Below are 23,033 nucleotides of genomic sequence, written 5' to 3'. Positions count from 1 at the left end.
TAGTGATCTTACGGCAGCGCAGTTTGATCGCGATAGCTGGAGCGGCCGCCCGTCCATCCCGCGCGCTTAATGTTGAGCGTCCGGCACTTTGTCCGGGGCCTTCGCTGAGGCATCTGAACTATTCGGGCTGTTCCGATGGCGACCCTTCCGATGGTCCCGGCTCACCCCGCTCCCTAAATGCCGGTAGCCACAAATGCGGCGGCAGGGGCAACCGATGATGACGACAGGCCAGAAGCAGTATTGGCCAGTACCCCGTCTGCATAGCCGAAAGACCATTGAAACCGTGGTCCTCGTGGCATGCCGCCTTTACCATGTCCAAGAAAGCGTTGGCCCCTTCGTCCAGCGACAGGCCACACAAGGCACGGCCGTGTTGTTTACGCGGATGAAATAAGTTGGCGTCGGTATCGCTGTCGGGTAGCCAAAACTGCAGCGTGCAATGCTGCAACTTCTCACGAACCACTTTGGCCAGTTGGTCGAAGCCCTGCTGGTCTTTGAGCCCTGCCAGCCATGCGGCGACCAGGGGAACCAAGGTGCTCGCGCTGGTCATTTCTTCGAGGTAGGCATCGGAGCGGTGCCGTGGATGCTCGGCAAGGTCTCGATAGTCCGACGTCGTGCACGGGTACTGGCCGTGCGTGTGAAGCGTGTACTCGAGTCGCTCCACGATCATGACCAACCAGGCTTGACTGCCGGCGATCGCCGTGGCACTGGTCAGCCACAGCATGAGAAAAAGGGCGATATCGGTTGCCTGATGATCCGTAGCGGGCAAAAGGAGCACCGGGTTGTTTTCGATCAATGCAACGCCGCCGCGCAGGTAGGCGCGACTCGCTTGGTACAACGCATCCTTGTCGATATCAATATCGCGTTGCCGAAGCCAGTCGAGCCAGATCCCCGCAAGGGCGATTCGCCCGAGCATGTCGAAGAGCGCTAAGTTCTTGTCGATCGCACGATGCGAGGGGACCGCGCTTGTCAGGCCGTGCCGAATTGCGACATGCGGCATGATCTTCTCGTCGACCAGGCTACCGAGGATCGTGATGTGTAGGCTAATTACCTCGGAAACGACGCGCGACATATCTTCCGCTGTCTTGTCCTGCGCACCGATATGCAATCGCATCAAGTCCCATATCGCCAACACGACGATCTCGCTTCCCAGAAAGGCCGCCTCTAGGTTGCCTGCTTCACGGGCCCAGACGTACAACACCCACAGGCAGATGTTCAGTTGTCGAGCCGAGCGAACACGTACCTTTGCATCGGCGTTGGCAGCCTCGTGCAGCGCGGTGGCCAACTGCCGGAAGTGCACAATCGAGGCGTGCGGCTCGTCGACCAGGGCAACCGCTTTCTGGAAGACGCTCCTCATTGAGGCTGGTAAGAGCTCTTCACGTAGTAACCCCGTGAGTAACAGTCCGGAAAGGTAATCGCCGTTCCATTCCACAAAGGAAATCCGGTCAGTGGAATGCTTGGTCGTAAATGACGTCAGCTGTTCCCTGACTTGTTCGCGCACGTTGCCGCCGAAGACCAGGCAAATCATGATAGGAAGACCGCGAAGATGGGGTGGCAGCCGGTTCGGAATATAGGTATCCAGGATTTCGTTCAACGAGGGGCGAACCGCTTGAGGGCTACCATCCCAATCCTGTCGGGTCAGGTCGCCCTGTTTCAGGGTAAACAGATAGACCTTCCGAATGCCGTCTTCGTCCGCCCGCTCAGCGCCGATGTCTACACCGCGCTGCGCCGTCCCGCGCTTGGGAAACGAGAACACGTTGTAACCCAGTTCGGACAAAAGGTCCGGCAGAATGGCATCCAGCTCCCCGCGTTCCTTCAATGCCGCCACGTACTCGCGCAATAAGAGTTTCATGCAGGCCGCTTCCCCACTCGGAGTGTCCGTAGAGTTAGGTCAAAACCAATGGGATCGATGGCTAGTTGACGCGGGATCTCCTTCGATACGCTAAAGCTTCCCATCGGCGTGTCCATGCGTCGGCTGCTGCCGTCGGCGTCGCGCAGCATCATCGCCATGCCTGACCCGTGGAGGATCACCGCTCGCTTGAAGAGCGAGGCGAATAAAGACTGTTCGTGGGCGCTCTTGTGCACCTCGCGCATTTCATCGGTGCGCTTGAGGTGTTGGACGCGCCGGTGCTCGTCCGACGGAGCGAGTTCGGGAATCGCCGGAATTTCCTTCCAGCGATCGAGATACGCTCGGGACGTCTCGAGAAAAGGTTGCAAGCATGCCCAGGGTGGTTCGGCGTCCACCAACGTCTGTGCATATTCGCTCGCGCAGTGGTAATTGTCGAAGAGCAAGTCGGTCAACAGCTGCCCGATTTCCTCACGCTGCGTGCCGTCGGTCGCGCGCACGGCCGCACATAATACTGACGTGGCCGACACCGGGACGAACATCAGCCACCCCGCCGCCTTGCCGCACAGAAACATCAGCTCCTCGTACGATTGAGGGAACGCGTCAGCGTCGATTGCCAGCGGACGCCCCTCCAGCTCGCCTTGTCCCAGCATCTCGTGCAGCATCTCGCAAAGCGCCGCATCCTCGCTAAGGAGCCAGTTTATCGCCAGCTGCCCGAGCTCATTGGGCGGCACAGCCAGCGTCGCGTGCATGAAGCTCTTGAATGCCCGACCGCTGAGCGTCCCCCCGCTACCAACTATCATGGTGCCTACTAGGTCCGCAGCGTCCTTTGCGCGCCCGGCGGCAACCAGTCGCCGGGCGACCTCGTCCAATTGCCGGACCACCCCCGCGTGGCTCGCGTCCGCGGTAGCGGCGACCTCCAAAAGGTGAGGAAAGAGCGGCGTATCCAGCAAGGTCGGTTGGCTCCACAAGGCGTACACGACGGCCGCAGCCAAGCTCTGAGGATAACGACGCAGAAGCGCCTCCAATGTCGCGACGGCCGTCGCCGCTACCGCCGGCGTCGCGCGGGCGTGGATGCTGGCGGCTGTGATGAACGCTTGTTGCTCGACGGCGAGGTCTGCGCCCTCGGCCGCGCAGTCGAGCTCGGCAAGGACTTCCAGCGACGCCCTATACCCGTCGGGGGAATCGACGATCCGCGACAGCGCCGTGAGCGCGCCGATCCGGCAGGCGCCAGTGCGCGTGGCCGTTAGCACCCGCGCCTGCGCGGCGTCTTCGAGTGCCTCGAGGGCAAACGTCAGATGATGTGTCGAGGATTCATGGCCCTGCGCCGCTTGGGCGATCACGCGCCGCGCCTCGGCCGGACGTCGGGCGAACCAGGCGCGCAACGCCGTGTTGGGCGTGTTTGATGCCAAGTCCGCACCGCCGCGCTGAACCAACGCCGCGACCACCGTCATGAGGCGCTCCGCGCTCGCCTCGAGGTCTGGCAGCAACCGCTCCAATACGCCGGCCACCTCGAAGAAGCGCATATCATCGAGCGCCTGCACCTGTCCGGTGTCGACCAGTGACAAGAGGTCCAGGCGTCCTTCGTTGTGCAGACGGGCCAGGCCGGCAACGTCGCTATCATCGAATTTCAGATGGGCCGTCAATTGGCCGCTATCAAACCACGCGATCCATTGGGCGTCTGCCGGCTCGGGGTCCATAACGCTTCCTTGTGAGGGTAGGCGAATTATCCAGGGGCATTGTCGACGATCGTCGGCTCATCGGGTGAGACACGCATGAGGACGGCGTGCAAGCGGTCCCTTTCCTGGACCAGTGCGGCCGCCGTGGCTTGGCTGGCCGCCAAGGCTTCGCTGGCTCGAGCCGCTATCGCTCGGACCGCCACCAAAGCCTCGCGCTCCCGGCGGAGATCGGCGGCCACATGATCATGCAGACTCGCGTCCGCTTTCGCGGTGGTCTGCGCTAACTGAAGCGCCTGCTCCAGTTGGTCTACCCGATCGGTCAGCGTCGCGAGCGTGGTCTGTGCCGCGCCGAGTTCGCGGTCCTGTAGCTCGGCGCGTTGCTGGGCTTTGACGAGCGCGTTGGCCGACTCTGCGGCCTCCGCGCGCAGCGCAAGGGCCTGTGTCTCGATGGCCAGCGTGGCCTCGCGTACAGCTTTCAGCTCGGCCTGTTGCGAGGCGTAGCGGACGTCGGCCGCGGCCAATAGGTTGGTGAGGTGGGAGTGCTCGGTCTTGGCCGTGGCCCCCTCACGCTGTAACCGCTCCACCTCGTGGTTTCGCTGCTTGATCATCTCGGCCGCCTCACGGGCTTGATCATTGACGCGGGCAAGCTCTCTCTGCAGCGCCTCATTGCGCCCTTGCAGGCCTTGGAACTCCTCGCGCATTGCCGTGACGACACGCTCGGTAGTCGCGCGTTCGTCGGCGAGCGCGGCTTGGCTCGCGGCCAGCTGCGCCGCTTCCGCGGCCAGCGCCGCCTGATCGTCCGCGATCGCGGCGCGCAACGGCGAGAGCTCATCTTGGGCGAAGCGAGTGGCATCGGCCTGCAGCCGCTCCCAAAGAGTGATCAGCTCGGCAGGGACGGCACTGGGGCCGGCCGCTTGGCGACCTTGACGAAACCACGCATCGAGCTTGGGGTGGATCGTGTTGGGCGAGCCGCCGCCAGCAATGCGACGGATGAACTCTACCGTCGGTTTTGTCCCCTCCAATGCGAACGCGGCTTCGGCGATGGCGTCGACGTCCGCCTGATCCAGCGGGCCTCGACGGACACCGCAGCGGGCTTCCCACGCGGCGCGCACCTGCTGTTCGAGCGCATTCAAGGAATTCTCATCATTCATGGCGCGTGCTCGACGGAGGGCACGTCGAGACTACGCACGCGACGCATTTGGCGCAACAAAATATGGCATACATATGCCGAATTATTGACAAATAACAACCTCTGACAATGCCACTTGTCAGATATCGATAAGAGCGTTAGGCTGAAAGCATCTGCCCTCGTTGCACGGATGCTCCTCATGCACAACCACCTCTTGACCCGCCCCGCCTGTTTGGTCTGCGCGCTGGCGGGCGTCGTTGTCTTGGTCACTTCCGCTACCGCTCAGTCGGCGCGGCCTGCCATACCTGCGCTACGGGTGATGGAACATCAACAGCTCACGTGCGGCACCCAAGTGATCTACGACACGCAGGTGAATATGGCCGAGGAGGCCCTCCAGGTGCGGCTCGTCTGGCAACTGGGCGAGCTCGGTGCTTACGCCGGTCTGAACGTCGTCGGTCAGGTGAATGCTCAGCAGCAGGATCATCTGGCCGACCAGCCATATCGCGCGATCACAGTGAGTTCGGTAGTCAAGGCGCTTCGCCCCGACGGCCGGGCGGCCGTCGCCGTGGTTTATACGTTGCAGAAGGGTGACGCGTCGCCGGCGAGCTGCGCGTTCGTCGACGCGGTCATCGATGTGGGACATCCCGTGCATCTGACCGGGTCGGACGGGTTGCCGGTAACCCTTACCCTCCTGCTGCCCTCGCCCACCGCCCCGCCCCGCGTGGGTCCGTCGGATGACAATGGTTGAGGCCGGCGTGACTTATGGTGCTCGCTCAGCGCCCTTGTGCGCCGCTGGAGCGAGTTATGGCCCAGCGTAGGGATGTTGCGCCCCTGCCCTTCCAGGCCACCCGCGATCAGCTCGCGGCACAGCTGCGTACAGCCCGGCGAACAGACGTGCAGAGCGCCGCGACGGGACTTGTACCCTTGGCCGATGCCGCCAGCGACGGCCTCGCACCGATTGCGGCGGCGATTCTTGGTCCGTTGGGGGCGCCGTTTCGCTTCGCCCTCTCCGAAGAGCAACTGGCCAGCGCACAGGACTACGTCACGCAACAGCAACGGCACGGCACCCGCGGCTTAGCGGCGAGCAGTTGCCGTACCCGTGCGGCCGACTGGCTGACCTGGCTGGCCTTCTGCGCGCATTACGACCGGGTGGTGCTGCCAGCACGCTTTGACGACGTGCGCGAGCTGCTTGACCAACTGGTTGCAGCGGGGCGCAAGAAAGCCACGCTCGAACACCTGCTCTGGTCACTGGCCGACATCCACCGCCGCCATGGCTGTCCCGGCCCTATGGACAGCGCGATTGCTCGCGACTACTGGCGAGACCTCGTACGCGAGCAGCTCGACGGCGAACAACGGCAGGCCGCGCCGATGACGCTCGACCTGCTCGATCAGCTCGTCACGGCGTTGCTCGCGCACCCGTTGACGGTGCGGCGGGTGGCCGCGGGGCTGCGCCCGGTGGCGGAGCACGCGCAACGGCGCCGCCGCGCACGTGATGCGGCAATGCTGCATGTCGCCTACGACCTGATGATGCGCTCGGCTGAATTGGTCGCGATGGAATGGGCGCGGCTCATGCCGCTGCCACATGGCGGCGCCACCTATCGGTTGGGCAAGACCAAGACCGATCAAGCCGGCGTCGGACGCACGCTGTATTTACGCCCGGCGACGCTGGCCGCGCTCGACGCGTGGCGGACGCAGTCGTCGCAGGGCGAGTTCGTGTTCCATGCGATATCCGACGACGTCCACTTGGATCCCGCCGGCGCACCGAGCGAAGCGGTCGGTGCGCAGTGGCAAACGCGCAGGGAGCGTGCAAGACAGCGTGAGCAGAGGCCACTGGGCACGCGCGAGGTGAGTGCTGTTTTTCGGCGTGCGGTGAGCCTGGCCGGCTTGGATCTCGATCTGCATTGGCTGACCGGGCACTCCGCACGCGTAGGCGCCGCGCAGGACATGGTACGCGCGGGTTCGTCGACAGCGCAGGTGCAGGTCGCCGGGCGCTGGGCCAGCGAGCGCATGCCGATCCGCTACGCGGAACGCGTCCTTGCGCGAGACGCCGGCGAGGACCGGTTTGCCAAGTTGGCGGCGATGCAGCGCCGACGGGACCGCTCCTAATATGCCGCTGCCCCCCCCCCCCGGGAATTGCTGGTGTGAGGACTCCGTCCTAGAGTCAGCAAATCTCGGCCTCGGCCAGTTGATGAAGTCGTCGATGTACTTGTTGTTCAACTAGAAGGGGCGCGAGATCAAGGTCCGATTGGAAGGTCAGCTCGTATAAACACGATCAGCGAGATCATGCTGCCCGCTTTCGAAGGCATCCGTTTCGCGAAGGCGGGCTATCCGCCGTCGCGGGCCTGGCTACGGCGGCGGGAGCGGTGCGCTTCGGCGAACCGCTCGAGGAATTCGTACATGGCTCCGCGGAAACGCAGCACTTCGGCTGGCAGCGCAATGCCCAGGTTTCGGGATATGTCGGTTGCGTAGCGAACCTGGGCCTCCGAGGGCAGTTGGAGGTCGGCGTCAAGGACCCCGGCCAAGCTCGTCGCAAAGCACTCTGCTAGCCGTTCACAGAGCTGTTCGACACCTTGAGCAGCTTCCGCCCTCCCGAGCTGAACGGCCCATGCCTCCCGGGCGAAGTCGTCCAGAGGGATTGGGATGCCGGATTCGTCGTCGAGCATGAGCTGCATAGGCATGCCGGAGGTAGCCGGATATGGTGAAAACAAGCGCTTGCGACCGATACTACGAAACTCGTAGTATCGGTCGCAAGGCAATGTTACGAATCTCGTAGGCCCTTCCTACTAGGTTCGGCCCATGGTCCGTAAGCAGGATGTCCGGCTGGTCTTTCAGCATCGCCTGAAAATCGCTCGCGAACGCCTTGACATTTCACAGAAAGAGCTCGGTATTCGGGCAGGTTTGGATTCCTTTGTGGCCAGTACACGCATAAATCGGTACGAGCTTGGCGTCCACCAGCCAGACATGGCGACCGCCGAAAGGCTAGCCCATGCCCTTTCTGTACCCACGGCCTACCTATTTGCTGGGGACGAACGGCTAGCACGTATGATTCTGGCGTTCGACCAGATGTCGGTGGCCGAGAAAGAAAGCTTATTGAAAACCCTCGAACAGGGCTAAGAGCGCCGCGGGAGGCGGCTCAGGAGGCAATTTGAGTACTCGCGACATCGTCGGCGATGCGTTGCAACGAGCCGCTCACGATCCGGGGCTTACCCCCGAGCTGCACAGCCTGCTAAGGGAGCGCACCCTCCTGGTACCGGTCTCCCGCGTACGCTCAACCGCCGGCGGGTCGGCGGCCAGCGCGATCCTTCTGTGGAAGGATCCATCGGACGGCACGGCATTCGTGCCCCTGTTCTCGGCAACTGCTCGACTTCCCAAGGGCGCGCCGCCAACGGTCACCATGGTCTGGGACTCACTCAAGCGGCTGACCACCGTCCTCCCGCGAGCACACTTTCGGATCAATCCGGCTGGCCCAGTGTTGTACGACCTGTCGCCGGAATTGGCGCACAGTGTGGCAAATGAAAAGTTATCGTCGACTGCGCCCCGAGCAGCCTTCCCAGCCGGCGCCGAGATGGGACTCGGCCGACCCACAGAGGATCAAGGTCGTCTGGTCGCGGCGCTACGCTCCTATTTCGCTCGTCAGTGGGCCTCACCTGCAGTATTTCTGTATGAGGTGCATCGAAACGTAGTCCCGGCGGCCATGCCCGCGCTGGCGATCGGCGTGGTATGCGATTTCGACGAAGCGATCGCAGCCGCGGTCGCTGCTATCGTGCCGGAGGCATACGGCGGGACGCTTCCGGTGGACATTACGTTTATCGGTGGGAACCCAGAGATCGGCCACGCGCTCGTTGGCTTGGGCATCTGTCCGATCGTCATGGCTCGTGTTTCTCCAGCGCCTCAGTAGTTTCCAGGTTCTCTTCGATAGGTGCACATTGGACCCTATCAACCTGACGGTTTCCATCGTCTTAGGTAATCCATTTCATCAGTGACTGCTTGCTCGTCGGGTGGATCGTAGAGCCACCGGTGCGGACCGATACCCCGCATACCATCGCTACCTCGTGTTGCAGGACGATAAACCCCAAGAACCGCGGGATCATTTCCTGCTCTTTCTTGTTTCTGCCGGCGCCGAAGTGTCGCCATGGGATGCTCCCACCGCGCGGCCACGCGTCCTTGGTCACAGTCATTTATGTCCGCCGGATCGGCCGGTCCATAGGCGAATCCATGGGACGCAGGCGAGTCCATCATGCGCGTCCACGGGTCCCAAAGCGTTACCAATCCTCGGTCAGGCGGCAAGATACCTCGAGCGAGCATTGATCGCGACATCACCAAGATTTGCAAGCCGTGATGAAAGGAGCTGAGCAAGTCCCGACGAAGCATGTCCGGCACGAACTCTGTCACTAAAGCGTCGGAATATCGCGTGAGCTTCTTGGATTCATTTACCATGTACCGGCAACGCGTGCGCCATATGAAATATGCCCACGCCATGACACAGAGGTCGCCCTCCCACGGGAGCGTGTCTTCGGTCACATGAATTGAGCTGAGCATAAATCTGGCGCCTTCGTAGCAATGCATATGAGGTCCGAGGTACTGCTTCACCTCACCCGAGACATCTTCGAAGGCCTGGTCCACATCTAACCAGTTAGGGCGTTTTCGGGCGGGGCCTAAGCGAGTGCCGTCAATACGCTGAAGCTGCGCCGGCGACGGGCAGAGCAGTCGCCCGTTTAACGGGAAGGGCGTATGACTAGCGAGCATCGGCAGCAACACCGCTGACCATGACCGCGGCATGAGCCCCCTTTTCTCGTGTACGCCGACGGGGTTTATCCCCCAGCCCGAGGGTGCGGGATAATCGGTGATTGCCGCTCGCGTCCAGCTAATCACCTCATTTTCGATTGCGACGCGACGGCGACGGGTTCTCGTCGAGATGTGCAGCGGCCATGATTCGGGAACCACACTCACGCCGCAGTGCTGGCAGGCAAGGCCGCCAACAGCGACCTGGCGCAGATCGGCGAACGGACTATGGCAGAAATCGCAGGTCATCCGCAGGGGAGAGCCATGCCAAGGGCACCGGTCAAGGCCGGCCAGTTGATGGATGACCGAGTGAAAGCCGGACCGCAGACAGCGCGGGCAGTATCGCGGTTCACGTGCCAGCAGTGGCGCGACAGCCCTCAGCCACTGGCTAACCGGCCCATCACGACCGAAGCGTGCACGCATGGTGGAGAAGGCCGCTTGCGCGTCGTCACTACTTTGCAAAGAAGTCTCTGTCCACCATCGCCCGTTACCAGTAAATAAGGCTTCCCTGAGATCTGCAAGTGCGACCCGCCGGCCGACCATAGCTTCTACAGCCTCGCGAACGCTGCATGCATTCAGCCATGCGACTCTGTGGCACGCTCCCCACGCGGATTCCCAAGGGTCTTCGAAGCAATGATTCCAGCTGATCATCGCTGCGTCCTTCAGAGCGCATCGCGCCGCAGGCCCGTGTTGCCGAATTCATCGGCGTCGCTCCGCCGTTGGATCGGCGGGCGATCGAAGTAGCCGCTCATCTTTACCGCCGTGCCCCAGTCCTCATAACCGGGGACAAATCCCGCACTGTCCCGATCACGGGTAAGTTCAGCCAACTCGGCGAGCGTGCGGGCGATGTACTCCATTGCGATCCCTTCACCGGTCAACTTGCCATGAAGAGACATACCAAATCCGCCGCATAGACCGAGCAGCTGGTCAGACAACCGCATTCCCGCCTCGAACGCACGGGGCCACAGAAAATGCGTATAGCTCAAACCACTGCCGCTGGGGTACTCAGACTGCTCGTCGCAAGCTATCAGAAAGTCAGCGACGTCATCCCCGCAAAGGATTGCCTCAAACTGAAAGAAGTGCTCCATAAAGCGGGAATTTAGGTCAGAGCGCCCCTTCATCATGATCTGATTCCGCATACCGATGAGCTCGTGCTGGCCGAACATCACCACAGTCACTCGATAGTGCCGATTCACAAGAAAGTTGATGTAATACTTTATCCACCCCAACTGAATCGCGTGCAAGCACTGCGCTTCATCAAGTATCAGGAACACATGGCGACGCTTTGCTCCCAACGCGAAGAGGGCGCGGCAAAGCTGTTCGCGCAAGTCAGGCAGTCGACGCGAGGTCTTGCCTTCGAACTCCATGGCGTGAAGCATGTCCTGGATTAGCGACCCCTCTGCACAGACCAGGTCCGTCTTTGCTTCATAAACCAAAACGCCTGCGCCAGGATACGTCGTCGCAATGGCCTGCCTGATGGCTCTAATGCACGAGCTCTTACCAGTGCGCGGTTCGGCCCAAAATGCCCCGCCCGCCTGTTGCCGCCTGCCCCACTTCAAGACGAGACCAAGCACCCATCCGATCGGGGCAGTGGGTAATACGGCGCTGGTGACAATCAGTGGATGATCATCCCAGCAGTCGTCGCGAACGCGCAGGGTGTCGATCGAGGGCGTGTGGAAGGACGTATTCATAACGTTTTCCTCAATTGATGGCGAAGAAACGAGTCCGTGGCGCGACGGTGTGCGCTTTAGCTGCCTCCGATGCCGTCTTCACGGATGGGACGGCAGGCGCGCTGACGACTGCCTGCGTCCGTTCGGTTGCGGCGTGACCCTTCCCCGTCGGCTCGCGCCATTCAGGCACATGGCCGAGGCGGCTCGCCTCGGCAAGCTGATTGGCGGCCTCTGCTACGGCGAGGCGATCACCTTTCTTACCCTTGGCAACCGCCGTTTTGCTTACCTTTGCGAGCCAATCGCTGACTATGCAAGCGTGGGAGCGACGAACCATTTCTCCCGCGTCGATCTCCGCATTGATTAGCCGGCGCATTTCCCGAGAATGGGAGGCGCCGGCCCACGTCCCGGTGGCATGGACGCGACCCAGCGGGCGACCATCCTGCGCAACAACGAACAGACCTGAGATGTCGTCCTCGTCAATGTGCAACTGCACCAGGTCTCCTACCAAATCCATGCGCTCCGAGAGCCACGAGGCCGAATATCGAGCTCGATCGAAGTTGATGTGAGGCCTTTCGCCGCGTGACAAACTGCCGGCCACACGGACGGTTTCAATCATCAGCCCCAATGGCGGCATGCCTGGTAGCGGCGGCGGCAGTACAGGCGGGAGAAAACCGATCGATCTGTCCTCGACATAGTGCTGCAGCAGTTCCAATGGCGTCGATCCGAGATTGCCGGTCGGCAGCGACGTGTTGTAGTCCGCTATCACGGCATCGATCAGGTCAAGCACAGCTTGCAGATCGATTTTGTACGTCACCGCCTTCCCTTCCGCCCCCTTGCGGCGCGGATCGGTTGGCCCCGTCCCGGTGGATGAGGGCAGACGCTGGAAGGCAATTTCCAGTCGATGATTGATCGATTCCACGAAGGGGCGACGTTCGAAGTGGGCAACCTTGCCATAATTAATTGCACATCCCGCCATGAACCCGATACGGGACAGCGACGCCTCGGCCAGATGAGCCGAGTCGTTATCCATAAGCAACATATTGAATCCACAGGCCGCCAAGGCGTCGATGAGCTCCGACGGCAACCCGCCACGCCGCACGGCATCGAACCCGGGCAGGCTCATGACTCGCGGTGTCCACCGTCCCAACGCCTTGGCAACTGTGGCCACGATATCCGCCGCGTTCGCCTTGCGCCGAACGATTACGGTGTAGGCTAGGATCGCCTCGCTGAAACGATCGACGACGAGGATGATGGTGAGACGGCGAATTCTCACGTACCTAACGCCCTTGGGCGTCGGAATTGCGAGGCAGGCGAAAAAGTCCAGGGTGTGCTCATCCATCTCTACAATGTCCAAGGGCATCCTCGCCCGAAGGCGGCTGCACTGGCCGGTCCCTGTCGCCGCTTTGACCTTTGCCACCGTGCCGTACTGACGCTCGACGATCGCATCGTAGTGCCGCTCATAAAAACCGGTGACCCATTTGTTGAGGGACCGAATTCCCCTGTGTTCAACGCAAAAAGGCCAATCGCTAGCACCGAGTCCCTGCTCCTTACAGAGCGCCAGGAAGTACTGGTGCGCGTCCTTCATTGCTACGCGAGATTCAGGAAGTGCGTGATCGCGCCGAGCGGTAAGAAGATACTGAGATAAGCGTGTCTCGATAGTTGGGTAGGTGCGAAAGATCGCGCCTAGCGCACCGCTATATCCGCCTTGAGATAGGGCATCCCTTGCACTAGCGACATCCTTGCGCTTGTAAGCGGTTACACGTGCGCCTGGCAGCAGGCCAAACCAGCCAAGCATCCGTCCGCCATCGTCGAAAGTTACGCACCGCCCAATCCGACGACCGAGCTCCGCGTACGAGAGGCGTGCCAATCGAAGCTGCAGGCCGACCTTCTCGCCAGCAAGATACGAAACGATTACATCGTGGATCTCTAAGAACCGCGCCCGCCGGCTCTCGGTCAACGATGAGAGGTCGGGCATGGCCCAATCCGCGCAATTCGCGACCTCAGTGGCTATTGTGCGTCGCGTGACCCTGGCGGTCATGAGGTTCGCCTCGACAGAAGCGTATTACGACTCCAGGGGCGATCATCTAGGTCGCTACCCAGTTGGCGGCGTCGCAAGAGATGTGCAACTGATGCGAACAGCAACGCACGCGGTTGATCGCTCAGTCGATCAAGTACCGCGCCCATAGCAATCTCACTGCCGCCAGGCACATGTGCTGAGATGAGCGCATCGATGACTCTCAGCGAGCGCCCCCGACAACGCAGATAGGCGCCCATCACACGATTCCAGTTGGAGATTCGCATACTGGCGGCATCCAAGTTCGCCGCTGTTACCTCTTCGAACTTACCGCCAAGTCGTCTAGCCGCCACAGAGTAACGCTCGATCAGATGCGCGTCTTTATCATTTGATGGATCAAGGCGACGCTCCGCTACCCGACGGCAACTGCGACTGCCGTCCAGCCTCGTGACAATGCAATCGAAGCGCAGCGGCTTGTCGGATCCGTCATCGAGCGTGGTGACGATTGGCTCTAAAACGTATTCCGACACATCGACCGCAGGATCGCCCTCGGTGAGATAAAAGTGCTCGTGCCGGAGGTCACCCAACAGGGGGATGCGATGATCACCGTCCATGGTGTGCACGATCCAAATGCCGGAGCGCACATCTCGATTGTCTTGCAGGTTTCCTGCCGCCCTGCGCCTCTGGGCACGGGCGGGGCTTGCGCTTTCGGATCTCATGATCTGCCTCCTTCGAATTGGAGGCGAACGGCTGTGCCGCATGCCTTTTTTAGGCATACGAAGCTACTTGACAACGGATCTATCGTTGCCTAAGTTAGGCTTGGAATCTCCACCACGAGCATCCAAGCGAAGCCCCCTCAGCGCCACTGCAATGGCGCTGAGGGGGCTTTATTTTTGCCGGTTCGCCTGTAGGTTCATCTCACCTCGCCGCAATGAGGGTCTCCGCGCCGCGCGTTGCGCAGTGGCGGACACTCTTTTTTCCGCATTCCCGGTCGTATGTCAACCTACTTTTGCTTGACGCGGGCAAAAAGGTCGACGGTTAGTTTCGATCAGTAAAACAGTCAATGATTAGTTTCCCCAATCGAAACTAAAAATCGTCTCCGAATTAGTGGGCGCCATGCGCCATCAAGTATTTAAGATCGCGACGATGAACGAGGTTTACTTCCGGCCTCTCCTGATTGGCCTGCTGGGTGCGGCCAACAAAGTTAGGCCGTATCGACCTTAGTTTTAGGCCGACTGCGCCTATTTCTCTATGCCAGTCCCGGCGCGCGCCAAAATCTTTGTACCGGTCGTCCTCGGCTGTCAAAACAAGTGATCCAATCTGCGCGTGTTTGATCGCGCCGATCATTTAGGCAATCACCGTGAACCCAGATGGATGCTGTTGTGCGCATTTGGAACTGTCGTCGACCATTCCCAGTGTGAACGGCGATCCTCCCGCAATCACCGGTCAACGGATGCCATCTGGTAGACGTCGATTAACGGTGCCTCTGGTGAGGCCGTCAGTGCGGCCCTCACAGCCGAGGCGCGCCGCGATCGGAACAAAACCTGGTAAGAGTTCTGTGCCCGGCTCCCAAACCTTTTGCGGCCGGTTTAGCGTGCGCCTTCGCCCTCTCAAGCGGCTCCGAGCTGGTTTACCAAAGCGAACACAGAATTCGGCTCCTCAGGAAAAGCCTCCGCAGGCGTGCGTGCGTCGTCGGAAAACGGTAAGAGGTACTGAACGGCCGCGATAGGATCTGCAATCGGCTTGCGGTCGTACGCGCAGCAGCGCGGCGAAAGGCGGCTGTTCCGCTGATACAGCCAGAACGCTCGCCGCCAACCGCCAGGGTCGTCGGTGGGAACAAAACCTCCAAGCGACGCGAGCAGTGAAAGTAAGCGGCGCCGGCTGGCTGCCGATACCTGAGGTTCGAATTGGAAGCGGGGGTAAACAAAAGCGGCTGCCTCCTTGTGCCATACGCCGAAAATTTCGCCCGCACGACGCAAGTCATCGATGTCTGTCGCGGTGCCCTCGCTCGCCCCATTCAGCTGCGCAGCGACCTGTGCCGCAGTTAACGAGCTGGCCAGAATGGTTCGCCTTCGTGCTTCGGTCACTTCGCTAGCAGCATCATTCATGGACTCATGCCTCCTCCGGCATGCGCTAATCCTAGATTAACTCGCGGTGCACTTTTTGGGCTGGGCTATGCTGTCTGCTTCGAGTGTTACGACGAAATGGCGATGGGGGCGCGCTTGAGGTAATACAGGTGATGCCCCGAATAAACAATTTCGCCCGCGGCCACCGAGGCACGAAACGAATCCCTAAGCTGCTCGACGGTCATGATCGACCTTGCGTGAGGATTCTCCGCCAGAAATATGCTCAATCGCCACTCATCAAACCCGTCGATCTGGCCCTGGTCGCCGAAGTCAAAGTCGACGGACCAGTCGCTTCCCGCCACGTCACAGCCGTAACCGTGCTTTTGGTAACGCGCGCCGTCGCCAAGTCGCCTCGTGGGCCAATAGGGGTAGCTGCCCAGTCATCGTTGCTCGTAGGAAGGACGATACCTGAGGCTTCAAGCAAGCTGGCTGCGTGCGCGACGGCGTCGAGGTAGGTAACCCTTTACGAGTTTGATTTCTCCGCCGAACGTAGCGGGTCCTACGAGCCATCCCTGACCCTCCCCCTCCGGTTAGGTGACCTTGACAGTCGGGGACGGCACAAATGTCCGTAGCAGAACTGCGCCTTGTCACCGCGCTTGGCCCGGCGTTCCGGACGCCACATCGACCCGTGTGAAATCGCGCGTAAATTGCTTACTCGCGACTATCGGGTCGCCGCGGCGGGGCTATTTGGCCGCCAATCGACGGGCAGGTAGCTGGACGAATCCTCCACGGCGAAGACGTCGGGTCGAACACGACAAAATGCTGGTCATCGATGCGTGCTGCAAGGGCGGTCGCCGCTCCACAGATTGGGCGCTGCCAAAAGTCCAGGCCGACGACGATCACTAAGCCTGTCTTACGCAGCAAAGAGTCCTGCCGCAGGTCGATGTGCGCAACTTCGCAATGCTGTGGCGAAGAGCCACGTCACGGGGGCTAGCACGCCGGTGAATACGGTCAATGCGGCAGGGAACGACCCGGGGTCCTGTCCAGTGAGATCAAACACCGTTCTGCGCGCCAAGCTGAGTGAGATGCCTGCCATTAGCGCAGCCACTGCCGCTAGCACGACAATGCCAATCTCCCGTGCGGCGCTCCAGCGGACTAAGGCCCGGCCGAACACCACAAGATCGAGCGAAGCCACTACGCCGAAAAAGCTCACGGCGACGCTGAAAACGACCTGCCAAGGACCAGACGCGGCGAAAAATGCTGAACCGCATCCCGCAATGAAGAGTAGATACCAAGCGGCGCGCCACAACAGTTGAAGCCATGCCGGCTGACGCACCACGGTGGGCGCTTCACTCAATGCTCGCTGGAGGCGAGCTTTAACGGCCTGGCATTCCGCCGCTGCTTGGGTAAGCAGCCGGCGGCTCTGAGGCATCGACTGGCGCACCCAAAGCCCGGCAACACAGGTGACAAAGATCCCGGCAGCAGTTCGGGTTGAGAAAAAATAGGCTGCGACAATCGCAGTTGCCCATATCAGGATGGCAATGCGCCCGCGTCGCGCGCGAAGTTCGGAAATCATCCCTGCTCTGCCCGTCGACGTCCCTGTTGGTGATCGGCATACGCCGCCGAAGCTCGAGTATTACGACATACGGGCCTTCGTGCGCTCTTGGCTATCGCCTTCGAACGATCTACGCTCATTCCGACTCAGCGGTGATTGACTCGCCCACCGGGCCAGGGACGCGTGCGCCGATGGAGAATGACATGTCCTTCGGCTCCGCAGCCGCTGGCGGATGCCAGCAAGCTTCAATGCTGCCCCACGCAACTAAGAGAACCAAGAGTAGCCAGGCTACGTCGAGCCGTGACCTCTGAATGGAGGCCCGCAATGGGGACATCAAAGCTTGATCTCCAGATCAATGCGCGCAGTTGCCTGGGAGTGCCGACGCGTTGTCAGCTTCATGGCACCGTTATTATCGAAGTACTCCGTTCCGCTGACGAAATCCTGGTGAAGCAGATTGGCCACGCTCATACGCAACGACGTCGCCTTGGAAAGCGTCCAGAGAGCGTAGATATCGAGGGCGCGTCTAGCAGCCGAATCGTCAAGCTGATGGGCCGCTACCCGGACCGCACCGCCCGTCTTAAACGTATAGCTAGTGCCCGCGTTCCACGCAGGCGAGAATCTATATTCGAGTTCTACGGTGGAATTGAAGCGTATCTGGTCGTTGATCCGGTTGTAAGGGCCTGGCACATCGTCAACGATCGACCAGTTGCGCGCGGCGTTGAAACGGACGTCGATATGCGGTGCCGGAGCAATCAATTGGTCCAGAAAGAAATGCGTGTCCATCTCGACGCCCCAGGCCCGGGCGTTGCCGCCATTGAAAGGAGAAGCTATCCAGCGCCCGTCCACCAGCACCGTTTCAGTTCGCAGCACGTGGCTGATGCTCCGCGCGTAAGGGCCTACGCTGATCATTGCATCGTCTTTCCAGTAGTGCTCGAAAGACAAGTCTAGGCCGACAGCCAGCTCTGGCCTCAACGCCGGATTGCCAACTGTGTCCGGGTTAAGTGCCGTATTGTTCGTAGTTGTGTAAGGGCGCGGCACCAACTGCGCGATCGGCGGCGCGTTGTAAGTACGGCTGAATGCAAGGCGAAGTTGGTCCTTGGAGCCACCGGGAAACTTCCAGAGAGACTGGACCACGGGCGAAACGACGCGGCCGCGGAAGCTCACTGCCGTGAAATCGTCACCGGAGCTGCGAGTGTTCAGTTGCTCGACGCGCAGGCCGTAGTAGAGCGACCATACTTTGGTCACGGTCCAGTCATCCTGAGCATACAATGCGAGTCGGGCGACCCGCGCATCAAAGGAAAGGCTGCTGTTGTCCGGGTCCACCCCGGCCACGATCTGTCCAGTCTGGGTTCGCCGCTCGGAACGGGTCGTGACACCACCGTCCCAGCCCACCTCAAGGAGGTGGTTCTCGATGTACGGTAGGGTATATTTCCCGGTGGAGTTCACTCCATGGCCACGGACCCTTGAATCGACCCGGGTATCAAGGTTGAGAATGCCCGCTGCGTCGTAAGCGTGCTCCCTAAAATCACCGTTCTGCCCATTGGTTGTGAGCGTCAATTTGGACTCCAGGTTTCCGCCCTCCTGGGTGAAGGCATGATTCCAGCCGATATCAGCCCGGACTTGCGCTGCGTCGAACACTCCGTACTGATGGTCGATGGGATGAGCGACTTCATCGCCGATAAGCGTTCGGTAATCGTTGTCACTGGACGCCGTGGACCGGGACGCGTCAATAAGGGTCTCGATCGTAATCTTGTCGCCATTGCTCAGACGGTACGTGGCGCTCGGCGCCATCGAGATCGAATTGGCCCTTCCGCGCACGCGGAATTCACCCGGACGCAAGAGATTCTCGTTCCCGACACTATCAACACCGGTTTGCAGACTGTTTTCTGTGATGAGGTAATTGCGCTGGGCTAGCGAAGCTGTCCACACATAAGACAGCTTGTCGCCGGCCTTGGTAGCCTGCCAAGTCAAGCCGGGTGAATAAAGCCCTCGGGAAGAAGCCTCGCTTAACTTGATCGAGTTGTTTCGCGTCGCCGAGGCCTTGCGCAATGTGATATTGATGGTTCCCGCGATGCCCTCGGCTCGCATGTCTGCTGTCGCCGAACGAATGATCTCGACACTCTCAATCATTTCAGGCGTCAGTGACTCGAGGTCAAAGCCTGGCGGTGCTTTTTGGCCGTTAAGAAGGATTTGTGTGTAGCCATTGCCCATGCCACGGAGGGAAACGTTGCCAGGCTTGCCCGGCGCGCCGGTCGAAACGGTGACGCCGGGCATCCGCTTGAGAGCATCGGCCAGCGTTGCGTCACCGAATTTCTCCAACTCCTCGTGCGGAACCACAATCCGGGAAGTCGTATCATCACGTCGGCTGTCGTAGCTCGAGGCTGACACCGTGACGCCTTTCAGCTCCGTGGTCGACGCGGCCGAGGACCCCACCTGCTGTTCCCCGGAAGTGGTTGCCGGCGGCGGTGGATTGCCGGGTCCATCCTGAGCATCTGCCGACTTGGCGAACATGGACGCCATCGCAAGCCAAAACAACGTCCGTCGCACCCTGATGCAGTAGGCCCTGCCCGCGTTAGCCGCTGCGCCCTCGGTGCTTCCCTGATGAATCATTCAAATATCCTACTATCTAGCCAACAATGGCACGACGCCAATGGGGAGTGGGTGCTCCTGCGAGAACGCAGCCGATTATGTGGCACGTTCTAAGATACATCTGCGGCTTGCTTTTACTCGAGGATTAGAGACGCCAGTCGGCCGACGAAGGGCTCGCGTAACGCCCTCGAATGCGTCGCATCGCCATCAACATAAGTCAATTCTGGAAACACCCTGCTCCATCCCTGGACCAATGCCCGCTTCCTTTCGTCGTTCCCCCTTTCGTCGAGCCGCTCGTCGTGAAGGACGATCAACTTCACCGTGCCTTCCCGCCCCGGTGTTGGCAGGTACGGGGTGCGAAGGCATGCCGCGAACACCTTGAAGACGTTATCAATTAGGCTAATGTCCACACGATGATCTAGTAGATTGTGCTCGACCAGCTTTTGTTGCACAAGCTTGATTCTGTCCGTATGGCTCATGACTGCGATTGCATCACGCCTCACGCACATATCGGCGGAAGCCAGGTCCTCGTAAATTCCGACCAGCGACATGAGGATCTCGACATCCGTCAGATCGGGAATTGCCTTACCGCCGGGTGCCGAGGAATCAATCAGGGTAAGCGTCCTGACAAAATAGCCCTGCTCTTCCAGCAAGCGCGCCAACTCAGTGGCCACCCATCCGCCGAACGAGTGCCCGACCAAGTGGATGTCACCGCAGGGAATCCGTTCGACGACTTCTGCGGCGTACCGCCTGGCCGCGAAGTCAATGTCTGAATCCGGGATATCCGACAAAGCATCCATCCCCGCCGGTTGCAGCCCGAAGACAGCTGCTTGGCTGGGAAGGCGCCCAGCGAGGTCCGCGAACATCGCAGGGGTCGCACCAGCACCTGGCACTAGGAGGTAGGACATCGTTGGGCGGAGTGAGGGTAGATTTAGGGCAACTAGGCACGAGCCAGCGCGAGACAGGAGTCGATTGTTGTCTTTCTCCGCAGCCAACATGCACTCCCACAGCGTGTCGGCAAGGATACCAACGTAGGGTTCGCGCACCATCGACCCGTGGTCGCCTGGCACGTCCTGCACCAGGAGGGCGGCGCGCGGCACAATGGCGTCCCACCCACGCATTGGATTGTCGGTTGGCTCACTCACTGCCCGGAACAGATGGACGGGGACATCGAGACTACGGGCTAGGTAGTCAGCCTGCGCATGCGAGAGAGAAAGCATCGATCCCAGGTAGTGCTCTAAATCTGACTCGGACATCCGATAAATGTCATTGTAAAGGCCATGTTTCTCGGCAAGCGACACCAAAGAGCTCGAATCGGCGGTTTCAAACTCGCTCTGCACTTCCGGAGATAGGCCAGCGTTCGATGCGGCGCCGCAAAGCAACGTTCGAAGATGTTCACTGGTGCTTGTGTCGCCTCCCCGTAAACTTAATCCAGACATAAACCGACCTCCCCCAGCGGAAACACATAGTCGGCATCCGCAATGGCCGAGGTCGCGAAGCCGCCATCGCGGGTATAGCCGGTGAAGAGTGGATGATCGCAAAGATTCTGCCGTCCCTCGACGCAGTAATGACAAACGCCGCAGGTGTGCCCCAGCCAGGTGACGCCAACGCGTTGTCCCACCGCCAGGCCGTTGACGCCTGATCCGATGGCGTCGATACGCCCGACGATCTCGTGTCCAGGCGTGATCGGGACCTGCGGATGAGGTAACTCGCCATCAACCACATGAAGGTCGGTGCGGCAGACGCCACATGCGGCCACCTCGATGCGTACCTCACCCGGACCTGGTAGCCGATCCGGCTGTGTCTCGTCGTTGCCGCAGGCGTGGGTACGTTCCACCGATGAACGCGCGCACGTCCTCGCCGCGACGCTGTCGGTCGCTACTGAGCTGCGTGGGGCCATCACTACTGGAAAAGCATGCCTTGTCAGCAGCGGGCGGGAGTGACCTGCGACTCCTGGTATACGCGCTGGATCTGACAGAGCCTGCTCGTGACCAGTGGGGATTTCATGGGCTCATAGGTGTAGATGAGCTTATTGGCGTCCCGTAATTGAATTTGATACGGCTGGTGAAGTTTCTGGGTAAGGTGATACCAGGTCACGAGCTCGGCGAAATCGTCGTGCCAGTTGCTACTGCCGTATAGCGACGCGAAGGGGCTTTTACTCAGGCTGGCATAGAGCGCCTGCGCTTCGGCTACCGGTAGCGCTTTACCGTGTGATCGGTACCTGGAGCCTGCGAGCAACGGACTGTCGTAGCGTGGAATGGGGGTAATCCGGTTGATCCATATGCCTTTCGTGAATGGCGTCATGGCAACGTCCTTTGCTGGATCTTCGGCGCCTTCATGGGACGTGATATCGAGGCTGCTGTCGACAATATGGGATGCCTCATGCGTCAGTACGTAGACGATTGCATCCAGGTTACCTGCGTTGATCGAAACGTTGAGCGGTGATCCTGCGGCATCGAAGCAGGTTCGCTCCTTCCTGGTCACGATCTCGGAGATCGTCTCGTTCAGCACGCCTGCACGAATGATGATGTCGAACGTCTTATAGGGTGCGCCGGACTCCACGGTCGAGGTCAGGGCGTTGTTTGGCAGGCCATCCAGGAAGCTGATGGAATGAAGGCGGTCGCGAAGGACACGCTGATGTAATGGAGGAAGCATGGCGAAAGCCGCGGACAACTTCTTCATTTCCACATCTGAAAGAACGTGCGTCGTCGGTGCGGGAAGCCCTGCATCCTTCAATTGCCTCACTATGGCGTCAGGTGCGCCACCCATCCTCGATTCAAGCGGGCTGCCCGCTTCGAAGCCGCGATTCGGATCTGTCGCCATCGATTGCGGCTGGGAGACCTGAGCTGGCATGGCCGCAGGAGGTGTAGTGACGCAGGCAAGGAGGCAGGCAAAGGCAACTGACAAGGCGACGCGCATATATGAGTGTCTCAGTGAGCATCAATGGATGTGGAAGGGACGTACGAAAGAGTGCCGCGAGGCGTGAACTTCGCAGTTGCACGACGATTGCCAGCCAGGGGATCACAATGGTGTGCAGCCGATGGGGGGACTATTCGTCAACGGGTGATCTTTTCCGCCAGTCTTACCAGGTCAGCAAGCGATCGGGCGCCCATTTTTTGCATGACCTTTCCCCGGTGCGCCTTGACGGTGATTTCAGTGATGCCCAATTCGGATCCGACCTGCTTGTTCAGCAACCCTGCGACCACCAGTCCCATGACATCCCGCTCCCGTGGCGTCAGGGATGTGTAACGCGTACGGACCTCATCGCCCGCTTGCTGCCGCTTAATCGCATCGCAACTTCGACGTATCGCATCTTCGATAGCCTCCAGCAAGGCATCGTCGGCGAAAGGTTTGGTCAGGAACTCCATGGCGCCGGCTTTCATCGCCCGAACCGATGTGGGAATGTCGCCATATCCGGTGATGAAGATGATAGGCATGTCGGCGCGTTCCATTGCCACCCGCGTTTGAAGGTCCAGACCATTCAACTCCGGAAGGTTGACATCGAGCACAAGGCAGCAAGGAACGATGGCGCGCGGGTAGGAGAGAAAATCCTCCGCTGAGGCAAACGTCCTGGGCTGCCAGCCGGCATGTGCAATGAGCAGCTCCAGCGACTCGCGAATGGAAATGTCATCGTCAATGACAAATACGGTTGGCTTGTCGAGCGGCATGGACACAAATCTCAGCGATTTTTCATCTTTCATGGTCG

General features: G+C 60.4%; 20 protein-coding genes. 4 read left to right on the top strand and 16 right to left on the bottom strand.

Annotation, left to right across the window (positions count from 1 at the left end; genetic code table 11):
- Positions 1–118: 118 nt before the first annotated feature.
- From FHW69_RS13805 to FHW69_RS13795, 3 genes are read right to left on the bottom strand one after another with little or no spacing between them, the layout of a single operon-like run.
- Entirely contained in the window at positions 119–1,849 is a 1,731-nt protein-coding gene (locus FHW69_RS13805; RefSeq protein WP_183423669.1) for a hypothetical protein, read from the bottom strand.
- A complete protein-coding gene (locus FHW69_RS13800; protein WP_183423668.1) occupies positions 1,846–3,543 on the bottom strand; it encodes a hypothetical protein in 1,698 nt (565 codons plus the stop codon). Before FHW69_RS13800 ends, FHW69_RS13805 begins: the two co-directional genes overlap by 4 nt.
- Positions 3,544–3,569: 26 nt before the next feature.
- A complete protein-coding gene (locus tag FHW69_RS13795) occupies positions 3,570–4,673 on the bottom strand; it encodes a DNA-binding protein (protein WP_183423667.1) in 1,104 nt (367 codons plus the stop codon).
- A 177-nt stretch (positions 4,674–4,850) separates the two neighbouring features.
- On the opposite strand from FHW69_RS13795, the gene FHW69_RS13790 reads away from it, so the two are divergent.
- Positions 4,851–5,399, top strand: coding sequence for a hypothetical protein (locus tag FHW69_RS13790; protein WP_183423666.1), 549 nt, complete (start codon positions 4,851–4,853; stop codon positions 5,397–5,399).
- 176 nt (positions 5,400–5,575) lie between these two features.
- Complete coding sequence (locus FHW69_RS13785; RefSeq protein WP_183423665.1) at positions 5,576–6,757, top strand: tyrosine-type recombinase/integrase; 1,182 nt, start codon at positions 5,576–5,578, stop codon at positions 6,755–6,757.
- 218 nt (positions 6,758–6,975) lie between these two features.
- On the opposite strand, the gene FHW69_RS13780 is transcribed toward FHW69_RS13785, so the two are convergent.
- Positions 6,976–7,314, bottom strand: a complete 339-nt coding sequence (locus FHW69_RS13780) for a hypothetical protein (RefSeq protein ID WP_255494807.1) — start codon at positions 7,312–7,314, stop codon at positions 6,976–6,978.
- A gap of 133 nt (positions 7,315–7,447) precedes the next feature.
- Between FHW69_RS13780 and FHW69_RS13775 the strand changes: the two genes are divergently transcribed.
- Positions 7,448–7,765 carry a helix-turn-helix transcriptional regulator gene (locus FHW69_RS13775; protein ID WP_183423663.1) on the top strand — a complete coding sequence of 106 codons (318 nt, stop codon included), beginning with the start codon at positions 7,448–7,450 and terminating at the stop codon, positions 7,763–7,765.
- Between the two features lie 31 nt (positions 7,766–7,796).
- A complete protein-coding gene (locus tag FHW69_RS13770; protein WP_183423662.1) occupies positions 7,797–8,549 on the top strand; it encodes an SseB family protein in 753 nt (250 codons plus the stop codon).
- Between the two features lie 38 nt (positions 8,550–8,587).
- Here FHW69_RS13770 and FHW69_RS13765 read toward each other — a convergent pair whose 3' ends face one another.
- The 12 genes from FHW69_RS13765 to FHW69_RS13710 form a co-directional block, all read right to left on the bottom strand.
- Entirely contained in the window at positions 8,588–10,084 is a 1,497-nt protein-coding gene (locus FHW69_RS13765; protein WP_183423661.1) for a hypothetical protein, read from the bottom strand.
- Positions 10,085–10,095: 11 nt separating this feature from the next.
- Positions 10,096–11,124 carry an ATP-binding protein gene (locus FHW69_RS13760; protein WP_183423660.1) on the bottom strand — a complete coding sequence of 343 codons (1,029 nt, stop codon included), beginning with the start codon at positions 11,122–11,124 and terminating at the stop codon, positions 10,096–10,098.
- A 10-nt stretch (positions 11,125–11,134) separates the two neighbouring features.
- Positions 11,135–13,078, bottom strand: a complete 1,944-nt coding sequence (locus tag FHW69_RS13755) for a hypothetical protein (protein WP_183423659.1) — start codon at positions 13,076–13,078, stop codon at positions 11,135–11,137.
- A gap of 59 nt (positions 13,079–13,137) precedes the next feature.
- Positions 13,138–13,836 (bottom strand): hypothetical protein, encoded by a 699-nt coding sequence (locus FHW69_RS13750; protein ID WP_183423658.1) that lies wholly within the window; start codon positions 13,834–13,836, stop codon positions 13,138–13,140.
- 891 nt (positions 13,837–14,727) lie between these two features.
- The gene (locus tag FHW69_RS13745) at positions 14,728–15,225 is read right to left on the bottom strand and encodes a hypothetical protein (RefSeq protein ID WP_183423657.1); all 498 of its coding nucleotides are present in this window, start codon (positions 15,223–15,225) and stop codon (positions 14,728–14,730) included.
- A gap of 86 nt (positions 15,226–15,311) precedes the next feature.
- Positions 15,312–15,545: a hypothetical protein gene (locus FHW69_RS13740; RefSeq protein WP_183423656.1), complete on the bottom strand. Its 234-nt coding sequence runs from the start codon at positions 15,543–15,545 to the stop codon at positions 15,312–15,314.
- Positions 15,546–16,096: 551 nt separating this feature from the next.
- Positions 16,097–16,759, bottom strand: coding sequence for a hypothetical protein (locus FHW69_RS13735; protein WP_183423655.1), 663 nt, complete (start codon positions 16,757–16,759; stop codon positions 16,097–16,099).
- Between the two features lie 312 nt (positions 16,760–17,071).
- Positions 17,072–19,249 (bottom strand): TonB-dependent receptor, encoded by a 2,178-nt coding sequence (locus FHW69_RS13730; RefSeq protein WP_183423654.1) that lies wholly within the window; start codon positions 19,247–19,249, stop codon positions 17,072–17,074.
- A 212-nt stretch (positions 19,250–19,461) separates the two neighbouring features.
- Positions 19,462–20,766, bottom strand: a complete 1,305-nt coding sequence (locus tag FHW69_RS13725) for an alpha/beta fold hydrolase (protein WP_183423653.1) — start codon at positions 20,764–20,766, stop codon at positions 19,462–19,464.
- Entirely contained in the window at positions 20,754–21,164 is a 411-nt protein-coding gene (locus FHW69_RS13720; RefSeq protein WP_343204026.1) for an alcohol dehydrogenase catalytic domain-containing protein, read from the bottom strand. Before FHW69_RS13720 ends, FHW69_RS13725 begins: the two co-directional genes overlap by 13 nt.
- Positions 21,165–21,250: 86 nt before the next feature.
- Positions 21,251–22,246, bottom strand: coding sequence for a hypothetical protein (locus FHW69_RS13715; RefSeq protein ID WP_183423651.1), 996 nt, complete (start codon positions 22,244–22,246; stop codon positions 21,251–21,253).
- 137 nt (positions 22,247–22,383) lie between these two features.
- Positions 22,384–23,028: a response regulator gene (locus tag FHW69_RS13710; protein WP_255494806.1), complete on the bottom strand. Its 645-nt coding sequence runs from the start codon at positions 23,026–23,028 to the stop codon at positions 22,384–22,386.
- Positions 23,029–23,033: the final 5 nt, after the last annotated feature.

The organism is Luteibacter sp. Sphag1AF (genome assembly GCF_014192715.1).
Lineage (GTDB): Bacteria > Pseudomonadota > Gammaproteobacteria > Xanthomonadales > Rhodanobacteraceae > Luteibacter.
This window is presented reverse-complemented; position numbering and strand designations above follow the sequence as displayed.

Bases quoted from the DNA above. Each gene is read 5' to 3' on its own strand.
- FHW69_RS13805 (WP_183423669.1), bottom strand. From the start codon at position 1,849: ATGAAACTCTTATTGCGCGAGTACGTGGCGGCATTGAAGGAACGCGGG.
- FHW69_RS13800 (WP_183423668.1), bottom strand. From the start codon at position 3,543: ATGGACCCCGAGCCGGCAGACGCCCAATGGATCGCGTGGTTTGATAGC.
- FHW69_RS13795 (WP_183423667.1), bottom strand. From the start codon at position 4,673: ATGAATGATGAGAATTCCTTGAATGCGCTCGAACAGCAGGTGCGCGCC.
- FHW69_RS13790 (WP_183423666.1), top strand. From the start codon at position 4,851: ATGCACAACCACCTCTTGACCCGCCCCGCCTGTTTGGTCTGCGCGCTG.
- FHW69_RS13780 (WP_255494807.1), bottom strand. From the start codon at position 7,314: ATGCTCGACGACGAATCCGGCATCCCAATCCCTCTGGACGACTTCGCC.
- FHW69_RS13775 (WP_183423663.1), top strand. From the start codon at position 7,448: ATGGTCCGTAAGCAGGATGTCCGGCTGGTCTTTCAGCATCGCCTGAAA.
- FHW69_RS13765 (WP_183423661.1), bottom strand. From the start codon at position 10,084: ATGATCAGCTGGAATCATTGCTTCGAAGACCCTTGGGAATCCGCGTGG.
- FHW69_RS13760 (WP_183423660.1), bottom strand. From the start codon at position 11,124: ATGAATACGTCCTTCCACACGCCCTCGATCGACACCCTGCGCGTTCGC.
- FHW69_RS13755 (WP_183423659.1), bottom strand. From the start codon at position 13,078: ATGCCCGACCTCTCATCGTTGACCGAGAGCCGGCGGGCGCGGTTCTTA.
- FHW69_RS13750 (WP_183423658.1), bottom strand. From the start codon at position 13,836: ATGAGATCCGAAAGCGCAAGCCCCGCCCGTGCCCAGAGGCGCAGGGCG.
- FHW69_RS13745 (WP_183423657.1), bottom strand. From the start codon at position 15,225: ATGAATGATGCTGCTAGCGAAGTGACCGAAGCACGAAGGCGAACCATT.
- FHW69_RS13735 (WP_183423655.1), bottom strand. From the start codon at position 16,759: ATGATTTCCGAACTTCGCGCGCGACGCGGGCGCATTGCCATCCTGATA.
- FHW69_RS13730 (WP_183423654.1), bottom strand. From the start codon at position 19,249: ATGTTCGCCAAGTCGGCAGATGCTCAGGATGGACCCGGCAATCCACCG.
- FHW69_RS13725 (WP_183423653.1), bottom strand. From the start codon at position 20,766: ATGTCTGGATTAAGTTTACGGGGAGGCGACACAAGCACCAGTGAACAT.
- FHW69_RS13715 (WP_183423651.1), bottom strand. From the start codon at position 22,246: ATGCGCGTCGCCTTGTCAGTTGCCTTTGCCTGCCTCCTTGCCTGCGTC.
- FHW69_RS13710 (WP_255494806.1), bottom strand. From the start codon at position 23,028: ATGAAAGATGAAAAATCGCTGAGATTTGTGTCCATGCCGCTCGACAAG.